The 16,809-nt window shown below is 63.5% G+C and carries 14 protein-coding genes; 5 read left to right on the forward strand and 9 right to left on the reverse strand.

What is annotated here, in order from left to right; all coding sequences use genetic code 11:
* Nucleotides 1-95 precede the first annotated feature (95 nt).
* From E0473_RS02010 to rpiB, 4 genes are read right to left on the reverse strand one after another with little or no spacing between them, the layout of a single operon-like run.
* Nucleotides 96-854 (reverse strand): RNA methyltransferase, encoded by a 759-nt coding sequence (locus tag E0473_RS02010; RefSeq protein ID WP_137679184.1) that lies wholly within the window; start codon nucleotides 852-854, stop codon nucleotides 96-98.
* Nucleotides 847-1,317: a transcriptional regulator NrdR gene (nrdR, locus tag E0473_RS02015; RefSeq protein WP_137679185.1), complete on the reverse strand. Its 471-nt coding sequence runs from the start codon at nucleotides 1,315-1,317 to the stop codon at nucleotides 847-849. The genes E0473_RS02010 and nrdR overlap by 8 nt, the downstream gene beginning before the upstream one ends.
* 15 nt (nucleotides 1,318-1,332) lie before the next feature.
* Nucleotides 1,333-2,646 carry a serine hydroxymethyltransferase gene (gene glyA / locus E0473_RS02020; RefSeq protein ID WP_137679186.1) on the reverse strand — a complete coding sequence of 438 codons (1,314 nt, stop codon included), beginning with the start codon at nucleotides 2,644-2,646 and terminating at the stop codon, nucleotides 1,333-1,335.
* A 1-nt stretch (nucleotide 2,647) separates the two neighbouring features.
* Entirely contained in the window at nucleotides 2,648-3,091 is a 444-nt protein-coding gene (gene rpiB, locus E0473_RS02025) for a ribose 5-phosphate isomerase B (protein WP_137679187.1), read from the reverse strand.
* A 142-nt stretch (nucleotides 3,092-3,233) separates the two neighbouring features.
* Between rpiB and E0473_RS02030 the strand changes: the two genes are divergently transcribed.
* Nucleotides 3,234-3,641 carry a nuclear transport factor 2 family protein gene (locus tag E0473_RS02030; RefSeq protein WP_137679188.1) on the forward strand — a complete coding sequence of 136 codons (408 nt, stop codon included), beginning with the start codon at nucleotides 3,234-3,236 and terminating at the stop codon, nucleotides 3,639-3,641.
* Nucleotides 3,642-3,760: 119 nt separating this feature from the next.
* The gene (locus tag E0473_RS02035) at nucleotides 3,761-5,527 is read left to right on the forward strand and encodes a bifunctional diguanylate cyclase/phosphodiesterase (protein WP_137679189.1); all 1,767 of its coding nucleotides are present in this window, start codon (nucleotides 3,761-3,763) and stop codon (nucleotides 5,525-5,527) included.
* A gap of 74 nt (nucleotides 5,528-5,601) precedes the next feature.
* Here the strand turns inward: E0473_RS02035 and rpoD are convergent, their stop codons facing one another.
* From rpoD to E0473_RS02055, 4 genes are all read right to left on the reverse strand, one after another.
* On the reverse strand, nucleotides 5,602-7,629 hold the full coding sequence (rpoD, locus tag E0473_RS02040) for an RNA polymerase sigma factor RpoD (RefSeq protein ID WP_137679190.1): 2,028 nt from the start codon (nucleotides 7,627-7,629) through the stop codon (nucleotides 5,602-5,604).
* Between the two features lie 9 nt (nucleotides 7,630-7,638).
* The gene (gene dnaG / locus E0473_RS02045; RefSeq protein ID WP_137679191.1) at nucleotides 7,639-9,537 is read right to left on the reverse strand and encodes a DNA primase; all 1,899 of its coding nucleotides are present in this window, start codon (nucleotides 9,535-9,537) and stop codon (nucleotides 7,639-7,641) included.
* Nucleotides 9,538-9,594: 57 nt separating this feature from the next.
* Complete coding sequence (locus tag E0473_RS02050) at nucleotides 9,595-10,335, reverse strand: hypothetical protein (protein WP_137679192.1); 741 nt, start codon at nucleotides 10,333-10,335, stop codon at nucleotides 9,595-9,597.
* A 118-nt stretch (nucleotides 10,336-10,453) separates the two neighbouring features.
* Nucleotides 10,454-10,906 carry a GatB/YqeY domain-containing protein gene (locus tag E0473_RS02055; protein WP_137679193.1) on the reverse strand — a complete coding sequence of 151 codons (453 nt, stop codon included), beginning with the start codon at nucleotides 10,904-10,906 and terminating at the stop codon, nucleotides 10,454-10,456.
* A 145-nt stretch (nucleotides 10,907-11,051) separates the two neighbouring features.
* Here E0473_RS02055 and carA point away from each other — a divergent pair, with 145 nt between their 5' ends.
* The gene (gene carA / locus E0473_RS02060; RefSeq protein ID WP_137679194.1) at nucleotides 11,052-12,230 is read left to right on the forward strand and encodes a glutamine-hydrolyzing carbamoyl-phosphate synthase small subunit; all 1,179 of its coding nucleotides are present in this window, start codon (nucleotides 11,052-11,054) and stop codon (nucleotides 12,228-12,230) included.
* 124 nt (nucleotides 12,231-12,354) lie between these two features.
* Here carA and E0473_RS02065 read toward each other — a convergent pair whose 3' ends face one another.
* On the reverse strand, nucleotides 12,355-12,714 hold the full coding sequence (locus E0473_RS02065) for an endonuclease domain-containing protein (RefSeq protein ID WP_241657292.1): 360 nt from the start codon (nucleotides 12,712-12,714) through the stop codon (nucleotides 12,355-12,357).
* 195 nt (nucleotides 12,715-12,909) lie between these two features.
* Here E0473_RS02065 and E0473_RS02070 point away from each other — a divergent pair, with 195 nt between their 5' ends.
* Together E0473_RS02070 and carB are read left to right on the forward strand one after the other, a co-directional pair.
* The gene (locus tag E0473_RS02070; RefSeq protein ID WP_137679195.1) at nucleotides 12,910-13,431 is read left to right on the forward strand and encodes a hypothetical protein; all 522 of its coding nucleotides are present in this window, start codon (nucleotides 12,910-12,912) and stop codon (nucleotides 13,429-13,431) included.
* Nucleotides 13,431-16,757 carry a carbamoyl-phosphate synthase large subunit gene (gene carB, locus E0473_RS02075; protein ID WP_137679196.1) on the forward strand — a complete coding sequence of 1,109 codons (3,327 nt, stop codon included), beginning with the start codon at nucleotides 13,431-13,433 and terminating at the stop codon, nucleotides 16,755-16,757. The genes E0473_RS02070 and carB overlap by 1 nt, the downstream gene beginning before the upstream one ends.
* The last annotated feature ends 52 nt before the right edge of the window (nucleotides 16,758-16,809 follow it).

Below are 16,809 nucleotides of genomic sequence, written 5' to 3' on the forward strand. Positions count from 1 at the left end.
TGACCGAGTTGCCAGACGCGGCCACCGCTTCACCGGGATGCGGAGCCAATCAATCGCGAAGGCGCGCAAATAGCTGCGCGCGGGCCAAAGTCAAGCTATTGCTCGTCGTCCGAACGGTGGCGCTCGCCCTCGGGCCGTTCGAGGGCGCTCAGCACGCCGCGCAGGGTGCGCACTTCGAGGTGGTTCCAGCCTGGCCGCGTGAGCACACCGCGCAGGGTACGGCGGGTGGCCTCAGCGCGGCTTTCCGGCCAGAAATAGCGGCGCGGTTCGAGCAGTTTCTCGAAATGGCCGATCAGGCCTTCGAGCTCGTCCTGCGGGGCAGGGGGGAGCAGCTCCTCCACCGTGGGCATGGTGAGATCGGCGTGCTTGGACAGCTCGTAGACCACCAGCATCACGGCCTGCGCGAGGTTGAGCGAGCCGAACTCGGGGTTGATCGGCGCGGTGATAATCGTGCGGGCCAGCGCCACGTCGCTCGTCTCCAGCCCCGAGGCCTCGCGCCCGAACAGCACAGCGGAGCGGCCTTCTGCGCGGACCATTTCCGCCGCCGCGCCCTCGGGCGTGACAACGGGCTTGGTCACCCCGCGCTTGCGCACCGTGGTAGCATAGACATGCGCGCAGTCGGCCACAGCTTCGGCGGTGGTCTCGTAAACCTTGGCCTGTTCGAGAATGATGTCCGCGCCCGAGGCGGCAGGGCCAGCCGAGGGATTGGGCCAGCCATCGCGCGGGGCCACGAGCCGCATTTCGGTCAGCCCGAAGTTGAGCATAGCGCGCGCGGCCTTGCCGATGTTCTCGCCCAGCTGGGGGCGCACCAAGACGATGACGGGTTGCTCACCCGCTTGCAGCTTCTCAGGCATTCGGCTTTCCGGCCGCATCCTGCACCGTGCTCGCAAACTCCTCGAAATCGCGTGCTTCGGAGAAATCGCGGTAAACACTTGCGAAGCGGATATAGGCGACCGAGTCGAGCTGCTTCAGACCCTCCATCACCATCTCCCCGATACGCGATGAGGCGACTTCGCTCTCGCCCGCCGTTTCCACCTGCCGCTGGATGCCCGAAACCAGCTGCGCAATGCGCTCGGGCTCCACACTGCGTTTGCGGCAGGCGAGGGTGACAGACTGCTCCAGCTTGGTGCGGTCGAACGGCTGGCGGCGGTCGCCCGACTTCACCACCGTCACCTCGCGCAATTGCACGCGCTCGAAGGTGGTGAAGCGCGCGCCGCAGCTTTCACACTGGCGGCGGCGGCGGATGGCCGAGTTGTCCTCGGTCGGGCGCGAGTCCTTTACCTGGCTGTTGTCGTGGGCGCAGAACGGGCAGCGCATCGCTTTGTCGCCCGATTACCGGCCCGGATAGACCGGGAAAGCCGCGCACATCTCGCTGACTTCGCGCTGCACACGCTCCTCGATCTGCGCGTCGCCTTCCTCGCCGTTGCGGCTCATGCCGCCCACCACATCGGCGATCAAGGCGCCGATCTTGCGGAACTCGGCCGGGCCGAACCCGCGCGTGGTTCCCGCAGGCGCGCCGAGGCGCACACCGCTGGTTACGAAGGGCGAGCGGGTGTCGAACGGGATGCCGTTCTTGTTGCAGGTAAGGAAGGCGCGATCGAGGCCCTTCTCTGCGGCCTTGCCGGTGACATCGGCAGAGGTGAGATCGACCAGCATCAGGTGATTGTCGGTTCCGCCCGAAACAACGCGCAGGCCGTTTTCTTCAAGGCTTGCGGCAAGCGCCTTGGCGTTCTCGACCACGTTGGCGGCATAAGTCTTGAACTCGGGCCGCAGCGCCTCGCCGAAGGCCACGGCCTTGCCTGCGATCACATGCATCAGCGGGCCGCCCTGCATCCCGGGGAAAACCGCCATGTTGAGCGGCTTGGAAAGCTCTTCGTCGTTCCACAGGATGATGCCCGAACGCGGGCCACGCATCGATTTGTGCGTGGTGGAGGTGACGATGTGAGCATGGGGGAACGGGTTGGGGTGCATCCCGCCTGCCACGAGGCCGGAGAAGTGGCTCATATCGGCCAGCAGATAGGCGCCGACCTCGTCCGCGATTTCGCGGAAAGCGGCAAAGTCCCACAGGCGGGGATAAGCCGTGCCGCCCGAGATAATCAGCTTGGGCTTGTGCTTATGTGCCAGCTCACGAACCTTATCCATGTCGAGCCGCTCGTCCTCGCGGCGCACGCCGTAAGGCACGGCGTTGAACCACTTGCCGCTCATATTGACGGGCGAGCCGTGGGTGAGGTGCCCACCGCTTGCAAGATCGAGCCCGAGGAAGGTGTCGCCCGGATTAAGCAGGGCGAGGAACACCGCCTGGTTCATCTGGCTGCCCGAATTGGGCTGCACATTGGCGAAGTTGCAGCCGAACAGTTGCTTGGCGCGTGCGATGGCGAGATTTTCCACCTCGTCGGCGAACTCACAGCCACCGTAATAGCGCTTGCCCGGATAGCCCTCGGCATACTTGTTGGTGAACACCGAACCGGTCGCTTCGAGCACGGCGGGGCTGGCGATGTTCTCGCTCGCAATCAGCTCGATCCGGTCGCGCTGGCGGCCCAGCTCGCGGCGGATCGTGCCGAACACTTCGGGATCGGCCTGTTCGAGGCTTTCGTTCCAGAAACGATCGAGGGCAGCGGACTGGGCAGGAGGGGCAATGGTGGACATATCAGCACTCGTGGGACGGATTGGACAGTTTTTCGACGCGGCCAGCATGGCGGCCGCCGCCAAATTCGGTTTCGAGGAAAGCGGTGACGCAGGCCTTCGCCATGTCGATCCCGGTCAGCCGCGCGCCGAGCGCAAGGCAGTTGGCATCGTTATGTTCGCGGGCGAGGGCGGCAGATAGCGGCTCCGACACCAGCGCGCAGCGCAGCGCCGGGTTGCGGTTGACCGCCATCGAAATGCCGATCCCGCTGCCGCACAGCGCAATGCCGCGTTCGGCGGTGCCATCGGCGACAACGCCCGCCAGCAAATATCCATAATCGGGGTAGTCAACCCGGTCGTCGCTATCGGGGCCAAGGTCGGCAACCTCGTGCCCTTCGTCGATCAACCAGTCGCGCAGAAGCGCCTTCAGCTCGAAAGCGGCGTGGTCGGATGCGATGGCAATGCGCATGGGGAACTCTTCCGGCGTTCTTCTCAGGACAATGACTCGTGTGCGCGAGCCAATAGGAGCACTTCGCGTCAGTGACTACCGCAAATAGCCTTTTGTGCCCCATCGCTCACCTATATGCTGTGCCGCGAGAGGAGCCTGCCGCATGACCGAAGATGATTATCACCGCTATATCGGGGCCTTCAATGCGCAGGACTACGCGACGCTGGAGACATTCTTCGCCGACGATTTCGTGCTCGAAAACGCCGGCTTTGCGGTGCGCGGCAAGGCGGCCTTTCGCCAATTCTATGCCTTCTTCCACACATTCTGCCGCGAAGAGGTCGAGTTCAAAGGGTACTTTCCGGGCAAGAACGGTTTTGTCGCCAATGTCGTCATCCACTTTACAGGGCTGCAAGAGCTGTCTCAGGCGCAGCTCGACGAACGCGGCTATTCCGGCATGACCCCGATTCCGGTCGGCATGACCGTGCCCGTCGAGTTCTATATCCACTACAAACTCGGGGACTACGGGCTCATTCACCATATCAAAGGCGCGGTGTGGATGCCTGAAACCTAAGGCTACGTACTAGCCGCAGGGCCCGCACACAGTATATTTACCTATATGGCCTAGCCAAGCTGCGTACTCATCCAACAGCGAGGTTAGGTCGCAGCGTGGCAACAGCACGACCCGGGACGGTGACAACACCGCCTTCGACAAGCGAACAGGCCGACCTTGCGCAGCTCGCTCTCGACAGTGTGGCGAGCGTCGACTTCGCCTATCAGCCAATCGTCAGCACCAAGACTCTGGCCGTGCATGGCTTTGAAGCTCTGGCCCGCACCCAGGAAACACCGTTCGGCTCGATCATCGATCTGCTTGAAGCGATGACCCAGACCGCAGATCTTCAACGTGCCGAGAGTGTTATCCTCGACAACGCGGTTGCGAAATTCGCCCGCTACGAGGCGGCCGGCTCCACCCGGCTGTTTTGTAATCTCGACGGCCGACTTTACGAAGGCGAGTGTCTTTCGCCAGATCTGATGCGCGATCTGCTGCGCCCGCGAAGCCTTCCGCCGGGCGCGATCTGCCTCGAGATTTCCGAACGCTACCAGCTGCGCAACTGGACCAACCTGATCGACCTTTCGAAGCAGCTTTCCGCCTGCGGAATGCATACCGCGCTCGACGATTTCGGCACCGGCATGTCCGGCCTGCACCTGCTGCTGCGGGTGGAGCCGAACTATGTGAAGATCGACCAGAGTTTCATCTTCTCGATAGCCACGAACCAGCGCCAGCAGGCGGTGGTTTCGAAGCTGTGCGGGCTGGCCCATTCGCTTGGCTTTCAGACCGTGGCCGAAGGGGTCGAATGCGAGGAAGATTTCCGCGTGGCGCGCGACCTCGGCTGCGACTTTGCGCAAGGCTACCACATCGCCCGCCCGACCACAGAACTGCGCAAGCTCACCCAGAATTACACGCGCTGCGTGGCTCAGGTGACAAGCAACCAGATGGACGAGGATGTCGGCTTGCTGCTCAACAAGGCGGCGCCGATGCTCACCACCGATTCGCTGGGCAAGCTGGAAACTTTTTTCGAAGACAATCCAGACCTTCCACTCGCCCCCGCGGTCGACGAAACGGGTATGCTGGTGGGCGTCGTCTACGAGGACGACTTCTTTTCCTATCGCAGCTCGGAATTCGGGCGCGCGCTAATGGCGAACAAGGCTTCCGCGCCGCGCATCGGCTCGTTCGTGCGCAACTGCCCGATTGCCGATGCCACCGGCTCGGTCGAGCAGATCCTCAACAGCTATGTCGACACCAATTCAGCGCGCGGCATCATGCTCGCCGACGAGGGCGCCTATGTCGGCTATCTTTCCAACCACGCGCTGATGCGCCTGGCGCTCGATCGCGCGGTATCCATCGCGCGCGATGCCAATCCGCTCACCCAGCTACCCGGCAACCGCGCCATTACCCGCAAGCTGGGCGACGTGACCAAAACCGGCCCCGCGACCTCAATCGCCTATTTCGACTTCGACCACTTCAAGGCATTCAACGACTGTTACGGATTCAGCATGGGCGACCGCGCGCTGATGATGTTCGCAGACCAGCTGAAAGACCTGGCCCGCCGAACCGACATATTCGCGGCTCATATCGGCGGCGATGATTTCTTCCTCGCTGTCGAGGCAGAGCCCAAGGAAGCGCTGCAGATCATCGAAGATATCCGCGCCAAGTTCGCTTCGGACGCCTCGTGTCTCTACAGCGCCGAAGACCGCGAACGCGGCGGCATCCGCGCGCTTGACCGCTACGGCAGCGAGCGCCTGTTTCCGATGCTCAGCGTTTCGGCATCGGTCCTGCATCTGCCGTCGGGGGCCAACCCCTGCTCGACACCGGACCTTGAGGATCGCCTGAACTGCGGGAAAAAGCAGGCGAAACGCTCGCCAGATGGCATCGCCGTGGTGGCGCTGTGCTGCTGCTGAACGCAGCTTAGCCGAGATCACCGGAGCGGGTGAGGCGGCTTGCGCAAGCCTACCGCCCCCTATCCCTGAATACCCTACTGATCGAGGAACGAACGCATCTTGCGGCTGCGGCTCGGATGCTTCAGCTTGCGCAGCGCCTTGGCCTCGATCTGGCGAATACGTTCGCGCGTCACCGAGAACTGCTGGCCGACTTCTTCCAGCGTATGATCGGTGTTCATGCCGATCCCGAAGCGCATCCGCAGCACGCGCTCTTCACGCGGGGTGAGGCTGGCGAGCACGCGGGTGACGGTTTCCTTCAGGTTCGCCTGAATGGCCGCATCGACCGGGATGATCGCGTTCTTGTCCTCGATGAAGTCGCCCAGGTGGCTGTCTTCTTCGTCGCCGATCGGCGTTTCGAGGCTGATCGGCTCCTTGGCGATCTTCATCACCTTGCGCACCTTTTCGAGCGGCATCGAGAGACGCTCGGCCATTTCTTCCGGCGTCGGCTCGCGGCCCTGCTCGTGCAGGAACTGGCGGCTGGTGCGCACCAGCTTGTTGATCGTCTCGATCATGTGGACCGGGATACGGATCGTACGCGCCTGATCGGCAATCGAGCGGGTGATCGCCTGCCTGATCCACCAGGTGGCATAGGTGGAGAACTTGTAACCGCGGCGGTACTCGAACTTGTCGACCGCCTTCATCAGGCCGATGTTGCCTTCCTGAATAAGATCAAGGAATTGCAACCCGCGGTTAGTATATTTCTTGGCGATGGAAATCACCAGGCGCAGGTTCGCCTCGACCATTTCCTTCTTCGCGATACGCGCCTCGCGCTCGCCCTTCTGCACCATGTTCACGATGCGGCGGAACTCGTCGAGACTCATGCCGGTGGCGCTGGCGATATCGGCGATTTCCGCGCGGATACGCTCGACCGCGTCGGCTTCCTTCTCGGCGAAGGCAGCCCACTTCTTGTCCTTCTTGGAGCGATCCTTCAGCCAGGCGTCGTCGAGCTCGTTACCAACGTAGGCGTTGAGGAAATCGACGCGCTTCACCTTGTGACGCTCGGCCAGACGCAGCATCTGTCCGCCGAGCGCGGTCAGGCGGCGGTTGAAGGCATAAAGATTGTCGACCAGGAATTCGATCTTGGTCGCGTGGAACTGCACCGATTCGACCTCGGCGGTAAGCTCCTCACGCAGGTTTTCGTACTTGGTTTCCTTGGCCTTGGGGAAATCTTCGCCGCGGCCCAGAACGTCGACACGCTCGGCCTGCAGCTTCTCGAATTTCTTGAACAGGTCGGTGATGCGGGCGAAGCGCTCGATGGCATCGGGCTTAAGCGCCGCTTCCATCTGGGCGAGGGACATGGTGTTGTCCTCTTCGTCCTCTTCCTCGCGGCGGCGCGAGGACCCCTCTTCGCCGTCTTCACCCTCGGCGTTTTCTTCCTCGTCCTCGTCGTCATCCTCGCGGATGGTCGGGCCGGCGGTCTCTTCCGAGATTTCGCCGTCGTCATCGTCTTCCGCGCCTTCGGCCATCTTGTCGACCGGCGGCTCCTTCGAGAGCATGGCGTCGAGATCGAGGATCTCGCGCAGCTGCATTTCCTCGTTGTTGAGGGCTTCGGACCAGGTGATGATCGCGTGGAACGTGATCGGGCTTTCGCACAGGCCCATGATCATGGTGTCGCGCCCGGCCTCGATGCGCTTGGCGATGGCGATTTCGCCCTCGCGGCTGAGCAGCTCCACCGCGCCCATTTCGCGCAGGTACATGCGGACCGGATCGTCGGTCCGCTCGCCCGCGCCGGTGGCGCGCTTCTTTTCGGGGACGTTCTGCTTATTTTCGTCTGTGTCGCTGTCGTCCGACCCGGTCGGCGCGATTTCCTCGACGTTGTCGCCGTCCTCTTCCTCGGCCTCTTCAGCGTTCTCGACGATTTGCACGCCCATCTCGGAGATCGCGGCCTGAATGTCCTCGATCTGATCGGAAGACATCTCGCCTTGCGGGAGCGCCTCGTTCAGCTCGTCGTACGTGATGTAGCCCTTGCGCTTGGCTTTCGCGATCAGCTTCTTGACCGAGGCTTCGTTCAGGTCGATCAGCGGCGCGTCTTCACTGGCATTGCTCTTGGCGTCAGTGGCCATAATAGTGCTTTATTCCGTTTCGCTCGCGCCTTCCGATGGTTCGGCACCGTCGGGCGTTGGTGTTTCTACCGCGTAAGCTGCGGCCCGTTTTCTGGCCATCTGCCCGATACGCTCCTCAATTTCCAGCTTTCGTTTACGGAGCAGCTGCTGCTCGGCAAACGCGCCTTCGGGATCGGCATCGAATCGGGCGGTAGCCGCCTTTATTGCAGCCTCAAGCGCTGGCCTTTCGACCAGCAGCGAAACCGCCTCGGCCAGGTCCTCGCGCACTTCGACCGGATCTTGTCCTTCACCGAGGAAGGAGAAACGGGTGTTATCCGGTGGCGGCGGAACGCTGTCTGCATCGAATATGGGCAAATTCTCGAAGGCTTCAAGGCTTTCCGCACTATCGACCAGATGATCGACCAATGGCGCGACCTGCGGCAAGGCTCTGGCCAGCTCGAACAGGCTGTCGGCATGAGGGGCGATCAGCTCAGGATGGCGCAGGAATCCATGCAGCACCGCACGGGTGAGAACATCGCGCGAGGCGCCCTCGGCAGCTTTGCGCAGATTGGCCGCATGTTGCGGGTCCATACGCGCGGGAGCTGCGGGACGCTGACCGGGCCGGCCTTGCCATGCGGTGCGATTGCCGGACCTTGCCTCACGCGGCGGAAAGGCGAAAGCTCCATACCGATCGAGCAGTTCACGGCGATAGAGCGCGCGGATGTCGGTATCGGCGATGCTATCGACATGCGCCAGCAGCCGCGCCTTCAGGCCCGCCTTTTCTTCTGGCGAGGCGAGGGGGGCCGCGGCGCTCTCGTGGCTCCAGATCAGGTCGATCATCGAGCGCGGCGCTTCGAGCAGCTTGCCCATCGCCGCCTTGCCGCGCTGGCGGATGAGATCGTCGGGATCGAGCCCCTCGGGCAGCGTGACGATCTGCAAGGTATGCCCCGGACGCAGCAGGGGCAGGGCACGCACCACTGCCTTCATCGCCGCGCGCTGCCCCGCCGCATCGCCATCGAAGCACAACACCGGCTTTTCACATGCCCGCCACATCAGTTCGATTTGTTGTTCGGTGAGCGCGGTGCCCATCGGCGCGACCGCCTCGGCAAAACCTGCCGCCGCGAGCGCGATCACGTCCATATAGCCTTCGACCGCGATCAGCCGCCCGCTCTTGCGCGCGGCAGGGGCGGCGCGGTGGAGGTTGTAAAGCGTGCGGCTCTTGTCGAACAGCGGGGTGTCGGGGCTGTTGAGATACTTGGGCGCGCCTTCGCGCTTTTCGAGGATACGTCCACCGAACGCGATCACCCGCCCGCGCGCATCCTGAATGGGCAGCATCAGACGGTCGCGGAAGCGGTCGTAAGGCTCCTTGTCGTCGACCGCGATGCGCAGGCCCGCCTCGATCAGCATCGGCTCTTCGAAGTTGCCAAGCGCCTGCTTAAGTGACTGCCGCTCATCGGGGGCATAGCCGAAGCCGAACTCGTTGCAGATGGCCTGCGAGAAGCCGCGCGAGGAGAGGTAGTCGCGTGCCTTGCCCCCTACCGGCTGGCGAAGATTCGCCATAAGCCACTGCTGCGCAGCCTGCATCACATCGTGTAGCGAGGCGCGCTCCTCTGCCCGGCGCGCGGCGCGCGGATCGGGGGCGGGGACGTCCATTGAGGCAGCGGCGGCGAGCTCCTTCACCGCGTCCATGAATTCCAGCCCGTGCTGCTGCATCATCCAGTCGATCGCGCTGCCGTGAGCCTGGCAGCCGAAGCAGTGGTAAAAGCCCTTGGCGTCGTTGACGTAGAAGCTGGGCGTCTTCTCTTGATGGAACGGGCAGCAAGCCTTCCACTCGTTGCCCGCGCGCGTGAGCTTGGTGGTGCGCATGATCAGCGCGGACAGCGTGGTCCGCGTCTTGAGTTCATCCAGCCATTGCGGGGAAAGCGCCATGCCCGACCCATGCGCGCAGGTCGCTCGCCATTCAAGTCCGCGGGGACACCTTAACGCTCAATTCGGGAGGGAAGGGCAGGCATTACCCGCCGCAGCATCGACGCCGGGATAAGGGCCGGAGCCTTGCGCCGCGACATCGTTGGCGAAAATTTCATAGGCCTCGGCAGGGCCAGCGGGCGGGACAGTGCTCTGCCAATAGAAGGTGATCGGTTCGGCCTGTTCCCACTGGTCGCCGCCGTCGCCGGCATAGACGGTCCAGGCCAGCGCCTCGCCTTCGCAAGAAATCACCACCTTGCCGGTCTCGCCAATCGCCGCCAGCGCCTCGGGCTTGGCATAGCCGACACCGCCGGTGAAGCCGTGCGCAGGGCGGGTCAGCCGAAACAGATCGGCGCTTTCGACATCGGAGCTGTCGTTGCCCGTGCCGCTGCCGGTGTCGGGATCGTTATCTTCACCCGGATAGACCACGTGAACATAGGTGAAGACCGTGCCCTCGGGCACCGTCGCGGGATCGCAGGAGGTGAACCCGGCCGGGCAGGCGACATAGGAGGTCATATCGGCGAAGGCGCCGGCTTCATTCGTCATCCGGGTCGTAACATCCTCGCCCTCAGGGCCGATCACCTTCGCGCCCAGCGCAAGGTCAAGAAAATCGCCCGCCGGCAATGCTTCGCGCGCTGCTTCCAGCTCGCCGTCCGATTCGACCTCATCGAGATCGGGCGGAGCGACATCGGGCTGACCATCGCCGCAGGCCGCAACTAGCGCGAGGCAGGCGAGGGGGACGGTCGAAAAAGTATGGCGCATCGCGGGATCGCTCCTGAACACCGGCGCGAAAAGCACGCCAAAACGTGCTTCGACAGCGCGCAAGACGCTCAGGAGTTCCCTTCTTTTCAGCCAGTTATGGTTAAGCCTCGGGCAACCTTCAGCTGAGCGATGCCTTCACCCATCCACTCGCCTTGGCCATATCGAGCTGCGTGCCGTGGCGCGCCTTCAGTTCGGCCATGACCTTGCCCATGTCCTTCATGCCCTCGGCACCGATCTCGGTTTTGATCGATTCGATAGCGGCCATGGTTTCGGCCTCGCTCATCTGCTGGGGGAGGAATTCCTCGATCACCGCAAGCTCGGCCTGCTCCTGTTCGGCCAGTTCGGTGCGGCCGCCATCCTGATACATCTGGATCGATTCGCGGCGCTGCTTGGCCATCTTCTGCAGCACGTCGATCACCATGGCATCGTCGTCGGCAGGCGCCTCGGACGTGCGAAGTTCGATGTCGCGGTCCTTGATTTTGGCGGCAATCAGGCGAAGCGCAGCGGTCCGCTCCTTGTCTTTCGCCTTCATCGCGGCGACGGTTTCGGTCTTGATCGTATCCCTGAGCATGATGTCGTTCCTGTGGACTGTTCGCGGCCTAGGTAGCGCTGCTGGCCGCAAATCCAAGTCTTGCGCTTGACGCGGGGCCACCTTGTCCCTAGCGGCTCAGGCTTAGCGACATCGCCGGTATCAACCTTTCTACGGGAGCCCATTCATGGCCTTTTCCGCCTCTTCGCCTGCGCCACACGGAGCCACGGGCGTCCTCGTTCTGGCGGATGGAACGATCATCTGGGGCAAGGGCTTCGGCGCCATCGGCGATGCGGTGGGCGAAGTCTGCTTCAACACCGCGATGACCGGCTATCAGGAGGTGATGACCGATCCCTCCTATGCGGCGCAGATCGTCACGTTCACTTTCCCCCATATCGGCAACGTCGGCACCAACGGCGAGGATGTGGAAAGCGCCGTCGAAGGCGCGGTGGGCTGCGTGGTGCGCGAGGAAGTCACGTTGCAGAGCAACTTCCGCTCCGAGGTCGAGTTCGTCGAGTGGATGAAGGCCAAGGGCAAGATCGGCCTCTCGGGCGTCGACACCCGCGCGCTGACCCGCCGCATTCGCATGAGCGGCGCGCCCAACGCGGTGATCGCGCACAACCCTGAGGGCAAGTTCGATGTCGATGCGCTGCTCGGCAAGGCGCAGAGCTGGCCGGGGCTTGAGGGCATGGACCTCGCCATCGGCGTTTCGCGGCGCGATCAGGAAAGCTGGACCGGTTCTTACTGGCAGCTCGGCCATGGCTACGGTGAAGGCGAGGGCGATAGCCGCCCGCACGTGGTCGCCATCGACTATGGCGCGAAGGACAACATCTTCCGCAACCTCGTGCGCGCTGGCGCCAAGGTTACGGTGGTTCCGGCGCAGACCTCTTACGACGAAATCGTGGCGCTCAAGCCTGCGGGCGTGTTCCTCTCCAACGGCCCCGGCGACCCGGCCGCGACCGGAGAATATGCGGTGCCGGTGATCAAGGCGCTGCTCGATGCGGACATGCCGCTGTTCGGGATCTGCCTCGGCCACCAGATGCTGGCCCTGGCGGCGGGCGCAAAGACGATGAAGATGCACCAGGGCCACCGCGGCGCGAACCACCCGGTGCAGCGCGTGGGCGAGGGCTGGGGCGAGACTTCGGGTCTGGTCGAGATCACCTCCATGAACCACGGTTTTGCGGTGGATGGCGATACTTTGCCTGCGGGCGTGGAGCAGACGCACGTGTCGCTGTTCGACGGTTCGAACTGCGGCATCGCGATTGCGGGCAAGAAGGCGTTCGGCGTGCAGTATCACCCCGAGGCCTCGCCGGGGCCGCAGGACTCGTTTTATCTGTTCGAGAAGTTCGTGGGGATGTTGGGGTGAGCGATCACCTGACTTCCACCCATAACTCCCTTCCCCTTGGGGAAGGGTTGGGGATGGGGGTTATACTTTGATATTGCAGCGCCACAATTCCGAATTCGGAGAACCATCCCCCAACCCCTTCCCTTCAGCGAAGGGGAGCTTGGTTGCGCGCCAGGGCAATCTCGTCCGCGATCACTTGCAGCACCCCCTCGGTGTTGACGAGAATCTCGTGATTCCAGAAGCGCAGTACACGGTAGCCATGCGCCTCGATGACGCGAGTGCGTCCTGCATCGGCGCTGGTGCTGTGCTGCGCGCCGTCGCACTCGACGGCGATGCGCAGCGAGCGGCAGGCGAAGTCGGCGATGAAGTCGCCGATCGACAACTGACGGGTGAATTTCGCGCCGCAGAGCTGGCTGGCGCGCAGGCGCGACCACAGGCGCTGCTCGGCTTCGGTCGGGTTGTTGCGAAGGTCGCGCGCAAGGCTGGTCAGACGCTTCTTAGCCACCTTGGCACACCCATCCCCAACCCCTTCCCTCAAGGGAAGGGGCTTAAGCTATCGGCAAACTCCTCGCCAAGCAAACTCCCCTCCCCGTGGGGAGGGGTTGGGGGTGGGGGTACGGCGCTCGCCGCACTAACACTCATCACCACCCCCGCCGCCGCCCAAGACATCGCCCCGCAGGCCATCACCCTCATCGAAGGCGTGCTCTTCACAGGCGAGGGCGGGGTGGAACTGCTCTCGGCCGATGACGGCAACAGGTCGGTCGTCAGGTTCTGGCGCCCACTCCAGTTCACCAAGAACGAGCAGGCCATCGGCGGGCGCATGGAGTGCCGCGCCGCAGCCGAGCGCGCGCCGATGCGCGCCACCTGGGACGACCACGCCGGCATCTACCAAGCCGAAAACAAGCAGGGCTCTCTCGGAGATTTCACCGAGATCGACACCCGCTACAACGGAGACGGCACCATCAGCCGCTTCGATGTGCTCGGCCGTCGCCGCGATCCGCTGCGCTATGAAGTGCGCAGCTATATCGCCGTGCGCACCGGGACCGAACTCGTGAATATTCGCGAAACTTGCCAGTTTCTCCGCGACGGGCAGGTCGCCCGCCAGAACTTCTTTCAATATGTGGATCGCCACACCAGCTTCGTGCTCGCACTTGCGCCGCCTGCTGAGGCCGATCCCGCCGCCGCCCCTTCGCTCGACAGCCTAACGGAAATCCTCTCCTGATGCCCAAACGTACTGACATCTCCTCGATCCTCGTCATCGGTGCCGGCCCGATCATCATCGGCCAGGCCTGCGAGTTCGACTACTCCGGCACCCAGGCCATCAAGGCGCTGAAGGAGGATGGCTACCGCGTCATCCTGGTCAACTCGAACCCGGCTACGATCATGACCGACCCGGACATGGCCGATGCCACCTATGTCGAGCCGATCACGCCCGAGATCGTCGCCAAGATCATCGCCAAGGAAAAGCCCGACGCGCTGCTGCCCACCATGGGTGGACAGACCGCGCTCAACTGCGCGCTGAAGCTGGAAGAGATGGGCGTGCTGGCAGAGCACGGCGTGGAGATGATCGGTGCAAGGGCCGATGCCATCGACAAGGCCGAAAACCGTCAGCGCTTCCGCGAGGCGATGGACAAGATCGGCCTCGAAAGCGCCCGCTCGGGCACAGCGCATTCGCTCGAAGAAGCTTATGCCGTGCTCGAACGTACCGGCTTGCCCTCGATCATCCGCCCCAGCTTCACCATGGGCGGCACTGGCGGCGGCGTGGCTTACAACAAGGCCGAATTCGAGAAGATCGTGAAGTCCGGTCTCGATGCCAGCCCGACCACCGAAGTCCTCATCGAGGAATCGCTGCTCGGCTGGAAAGAATACGAGATGGAGGTGGTGCGCGACCGCAAGGATAACGCGATCATCATCTGCGCGATCGAGAACGTTGATCCGATGGGCGTCCACACCGGCGACAGCATCACCGTTGCCCCGGCGCTGACGCTGACCGACAAGGAATACCAGATCATGCGCAACGCCAGCATCGCGGTGCTGCGCGAGATCGGCGTGGAGACGGGCGGCTCGAACGTGCAGTTTGCCGTGAACCCCGACGACGGCCGCCTGATCGTGATCGAGATGAACCCGCGCGTGTCGCGCAGCTCGGCGCTGGCCTCGAAGGCCACCGGCTTCCCGATTGCCCGCGTCGCCGCGAAGCTGGCCGTGGGCTACACGCTCGACGAGATCACCAACGAAATCACCGGCGCGACGCCCGCCAGCTTTGAGCCGACTATCGACTATGTCGTGACCAAGATCCCGCGCTTCGCCTTCGAGAAGTTCAAGGGTGCCGAGCCTCTGCTGTCCACCGCGATGAAGTCGGTCGGCGAGGTGATGGCCATCGGGCGCAACATCAAGGAATCGATGCAGAAGGCGCTGCGCGGGCTCGAAACCGGGCTCGACGGGTTCAACCGCGTGACCGAGATCGAGGGTGCGAGCCGCGATGTCATCACCGCCGCGCTGAGCCGCGCCACGCCCGAGCGGCTGCTCTATGTCGCACAGGCGTTCCGCGAAGGTTTCACCGTGGAGGAGATCCACGCGATCACGCATTATGATCGCTGGTTCCTGCGTCACATCGAGGAAATCATCGCCGCCGAGAAGGCGATTGCGACCGATGGCCTGCCGAACGACGCAGAGGGCCTGCGCGCTTTGAAAGCGATGGGCTTTTCCGACAAGCGGCTCGCCACGCTGGCCGTGCGTTCGGTCAATGTCGCGGGCGGCATGGCCGAAACGCAGGCCAAGCGCTCAGGCCTGCTTCACGATACGCTGCGCGCGATGGCCGGGGCTACCAGCGAGGACGAGGTGCGCGCGCTGCGCCACAAGCTCGGCGTGTTCCCGGTGTTCAAACGCATCGACAGCTGCGCCGCCGAATTCGAGGCGATCACGCCTTACATGTATTCGACCTACGAGGCCCCCAGCTTCGGCACGCCCGAGGACGAGGCCATGCCTACCGACCGCGAAAAGGTGGTGATCCTGGGCGGCGGGCCGAACCGGATCGGGCAGGGCATCGAGTTCGACTATTGCTGCGTCCATGCCTGCTTCGCGCTGGCCGAGGCGGGCTATGAAACGATCATGGTCAACTGCAATCCGGAAACCGTCTCGACCGACTACGACACCTCCGACCGGCTCTATTTCGAGCCGCTCACCGCCGAGGACGTGCTGGAAATCCTGCGGGTGGAGCAGACCAAGGGCACGCTCAAGGGCGTGATCGTGCAGTTCGGCGGGCAAACCCCGCTCAAGCTCGCCGGTGCGCTGGAGAAGGCGGGCATCCCCATCCTCGGCACCACGCCCGATGCTATCGACCTTGCCGAAGACCGTGAACGCTTCGCCAAGCTGGTCAACAAGCTCAAGCTCAAGCAGCCCGACAATGGCATCGCCCACAGCCGGGACGAGGCGCTCGCCGTGGCGCACCGCATCGGTTACCCGGTGTTGTTGCGGCCCAGCTACGTGCTCGGCGGGCGCGCGATGGAGATCGTCGACTCCGACGAGCAGCTTGAAAACTATATCGCCACCGCCGTGCAGGTTTCCGGCGATAGTCCGGTACTGGTCGACCAGTACCTGCGCGATGCCATCGAGTGCGATGTCGACGCGCTGTGCGACGGCCAGCAGGTCGTGGTCGCGGGTGTGATGCAGCATATCGAAGAGGCCGGCGTCCATTCTGGCGACAGCGCCTGCAGCTTGCCGCCCTACAGCCTGCCGCAGGACATCATCGACGAGATGGAGCGTCAGGCGGTGGCATTGGCCAATGGCCTTGGCGTGCTCGGGCTGATGAACGTGCAGTTCGCGGTCAAGGATGGCGAGGTCTATCTGATCGAGGTGAACCCGCGCGCAAGCCGCACCGTGCCCTTCGTCGCCAAGGCCACCGGATCGCAGATCGCCAAGATCGCCGCGCGCGTGATGGCGGGCGAGAAGCTGGCCGACCTGCCGCCGATCAAGCGCGAGCTGGACTATGTTGCGGTGAAGGAAGCGGTGTTCCCCTTCGCGCGCTTCCCCGGCTCGGACCCGGTGCTGACCCCGGAAATGAAGTCCACCGGCGAGGTGATGGGGATCGACCGCGATTTCGTCACCGCCTTCACCAAGTCGCAGATCGGCCAGGGCTCGAGCCTGCCCGAAAGCGGCACCGTGTTCGTCTCGGTGAAGGATAGCGACAAGCCGCAAATCGTGGGCCCGGTGAAGGCGCTGATCGAAGCGGGCTTCTCGGTGATCGCCACCGGCGGAACGCAAACCTACCTTGCCGAGCAGGGCCTCAAGGTCGAGCTGGTCAACAAGGTGGCGCAGGGCCGCCCGCATATCGTCGACCGGATCGTCGATGGCGAGGTCGCGCTGGTGTTCAACACCACCGAAGGCTGGCAGAGCCACAAGGACAGCCAATCGATCCGCGCTTCTGCGCTGGAGATGAAGGTGCCTTACTACACCACGGCAGCCGCTTCGGTGGCGGCAGCGCAGGCGATTGTCTCCGTAAAAGTCGCTGATCTTGAAGTGCGATCGTTGCAGGACTATTATAGCGCCTAGACAAATTTAAGCTCTCCCCAACAAGGCAGGTTCTCTGTTCCGTCATCCGGAC

Source organism: Aurantiacibacter suaedae (genome assembly GCF_005434915.1).
Classification (GTDB): domain Bacteria; phylum Pseudomonadota; class Alphaproteobacteria; order Sphingomonadales; family Sphingomonadaceae; genus Alteraurantiacibacter; species Alteraurantiacibacter suaedae.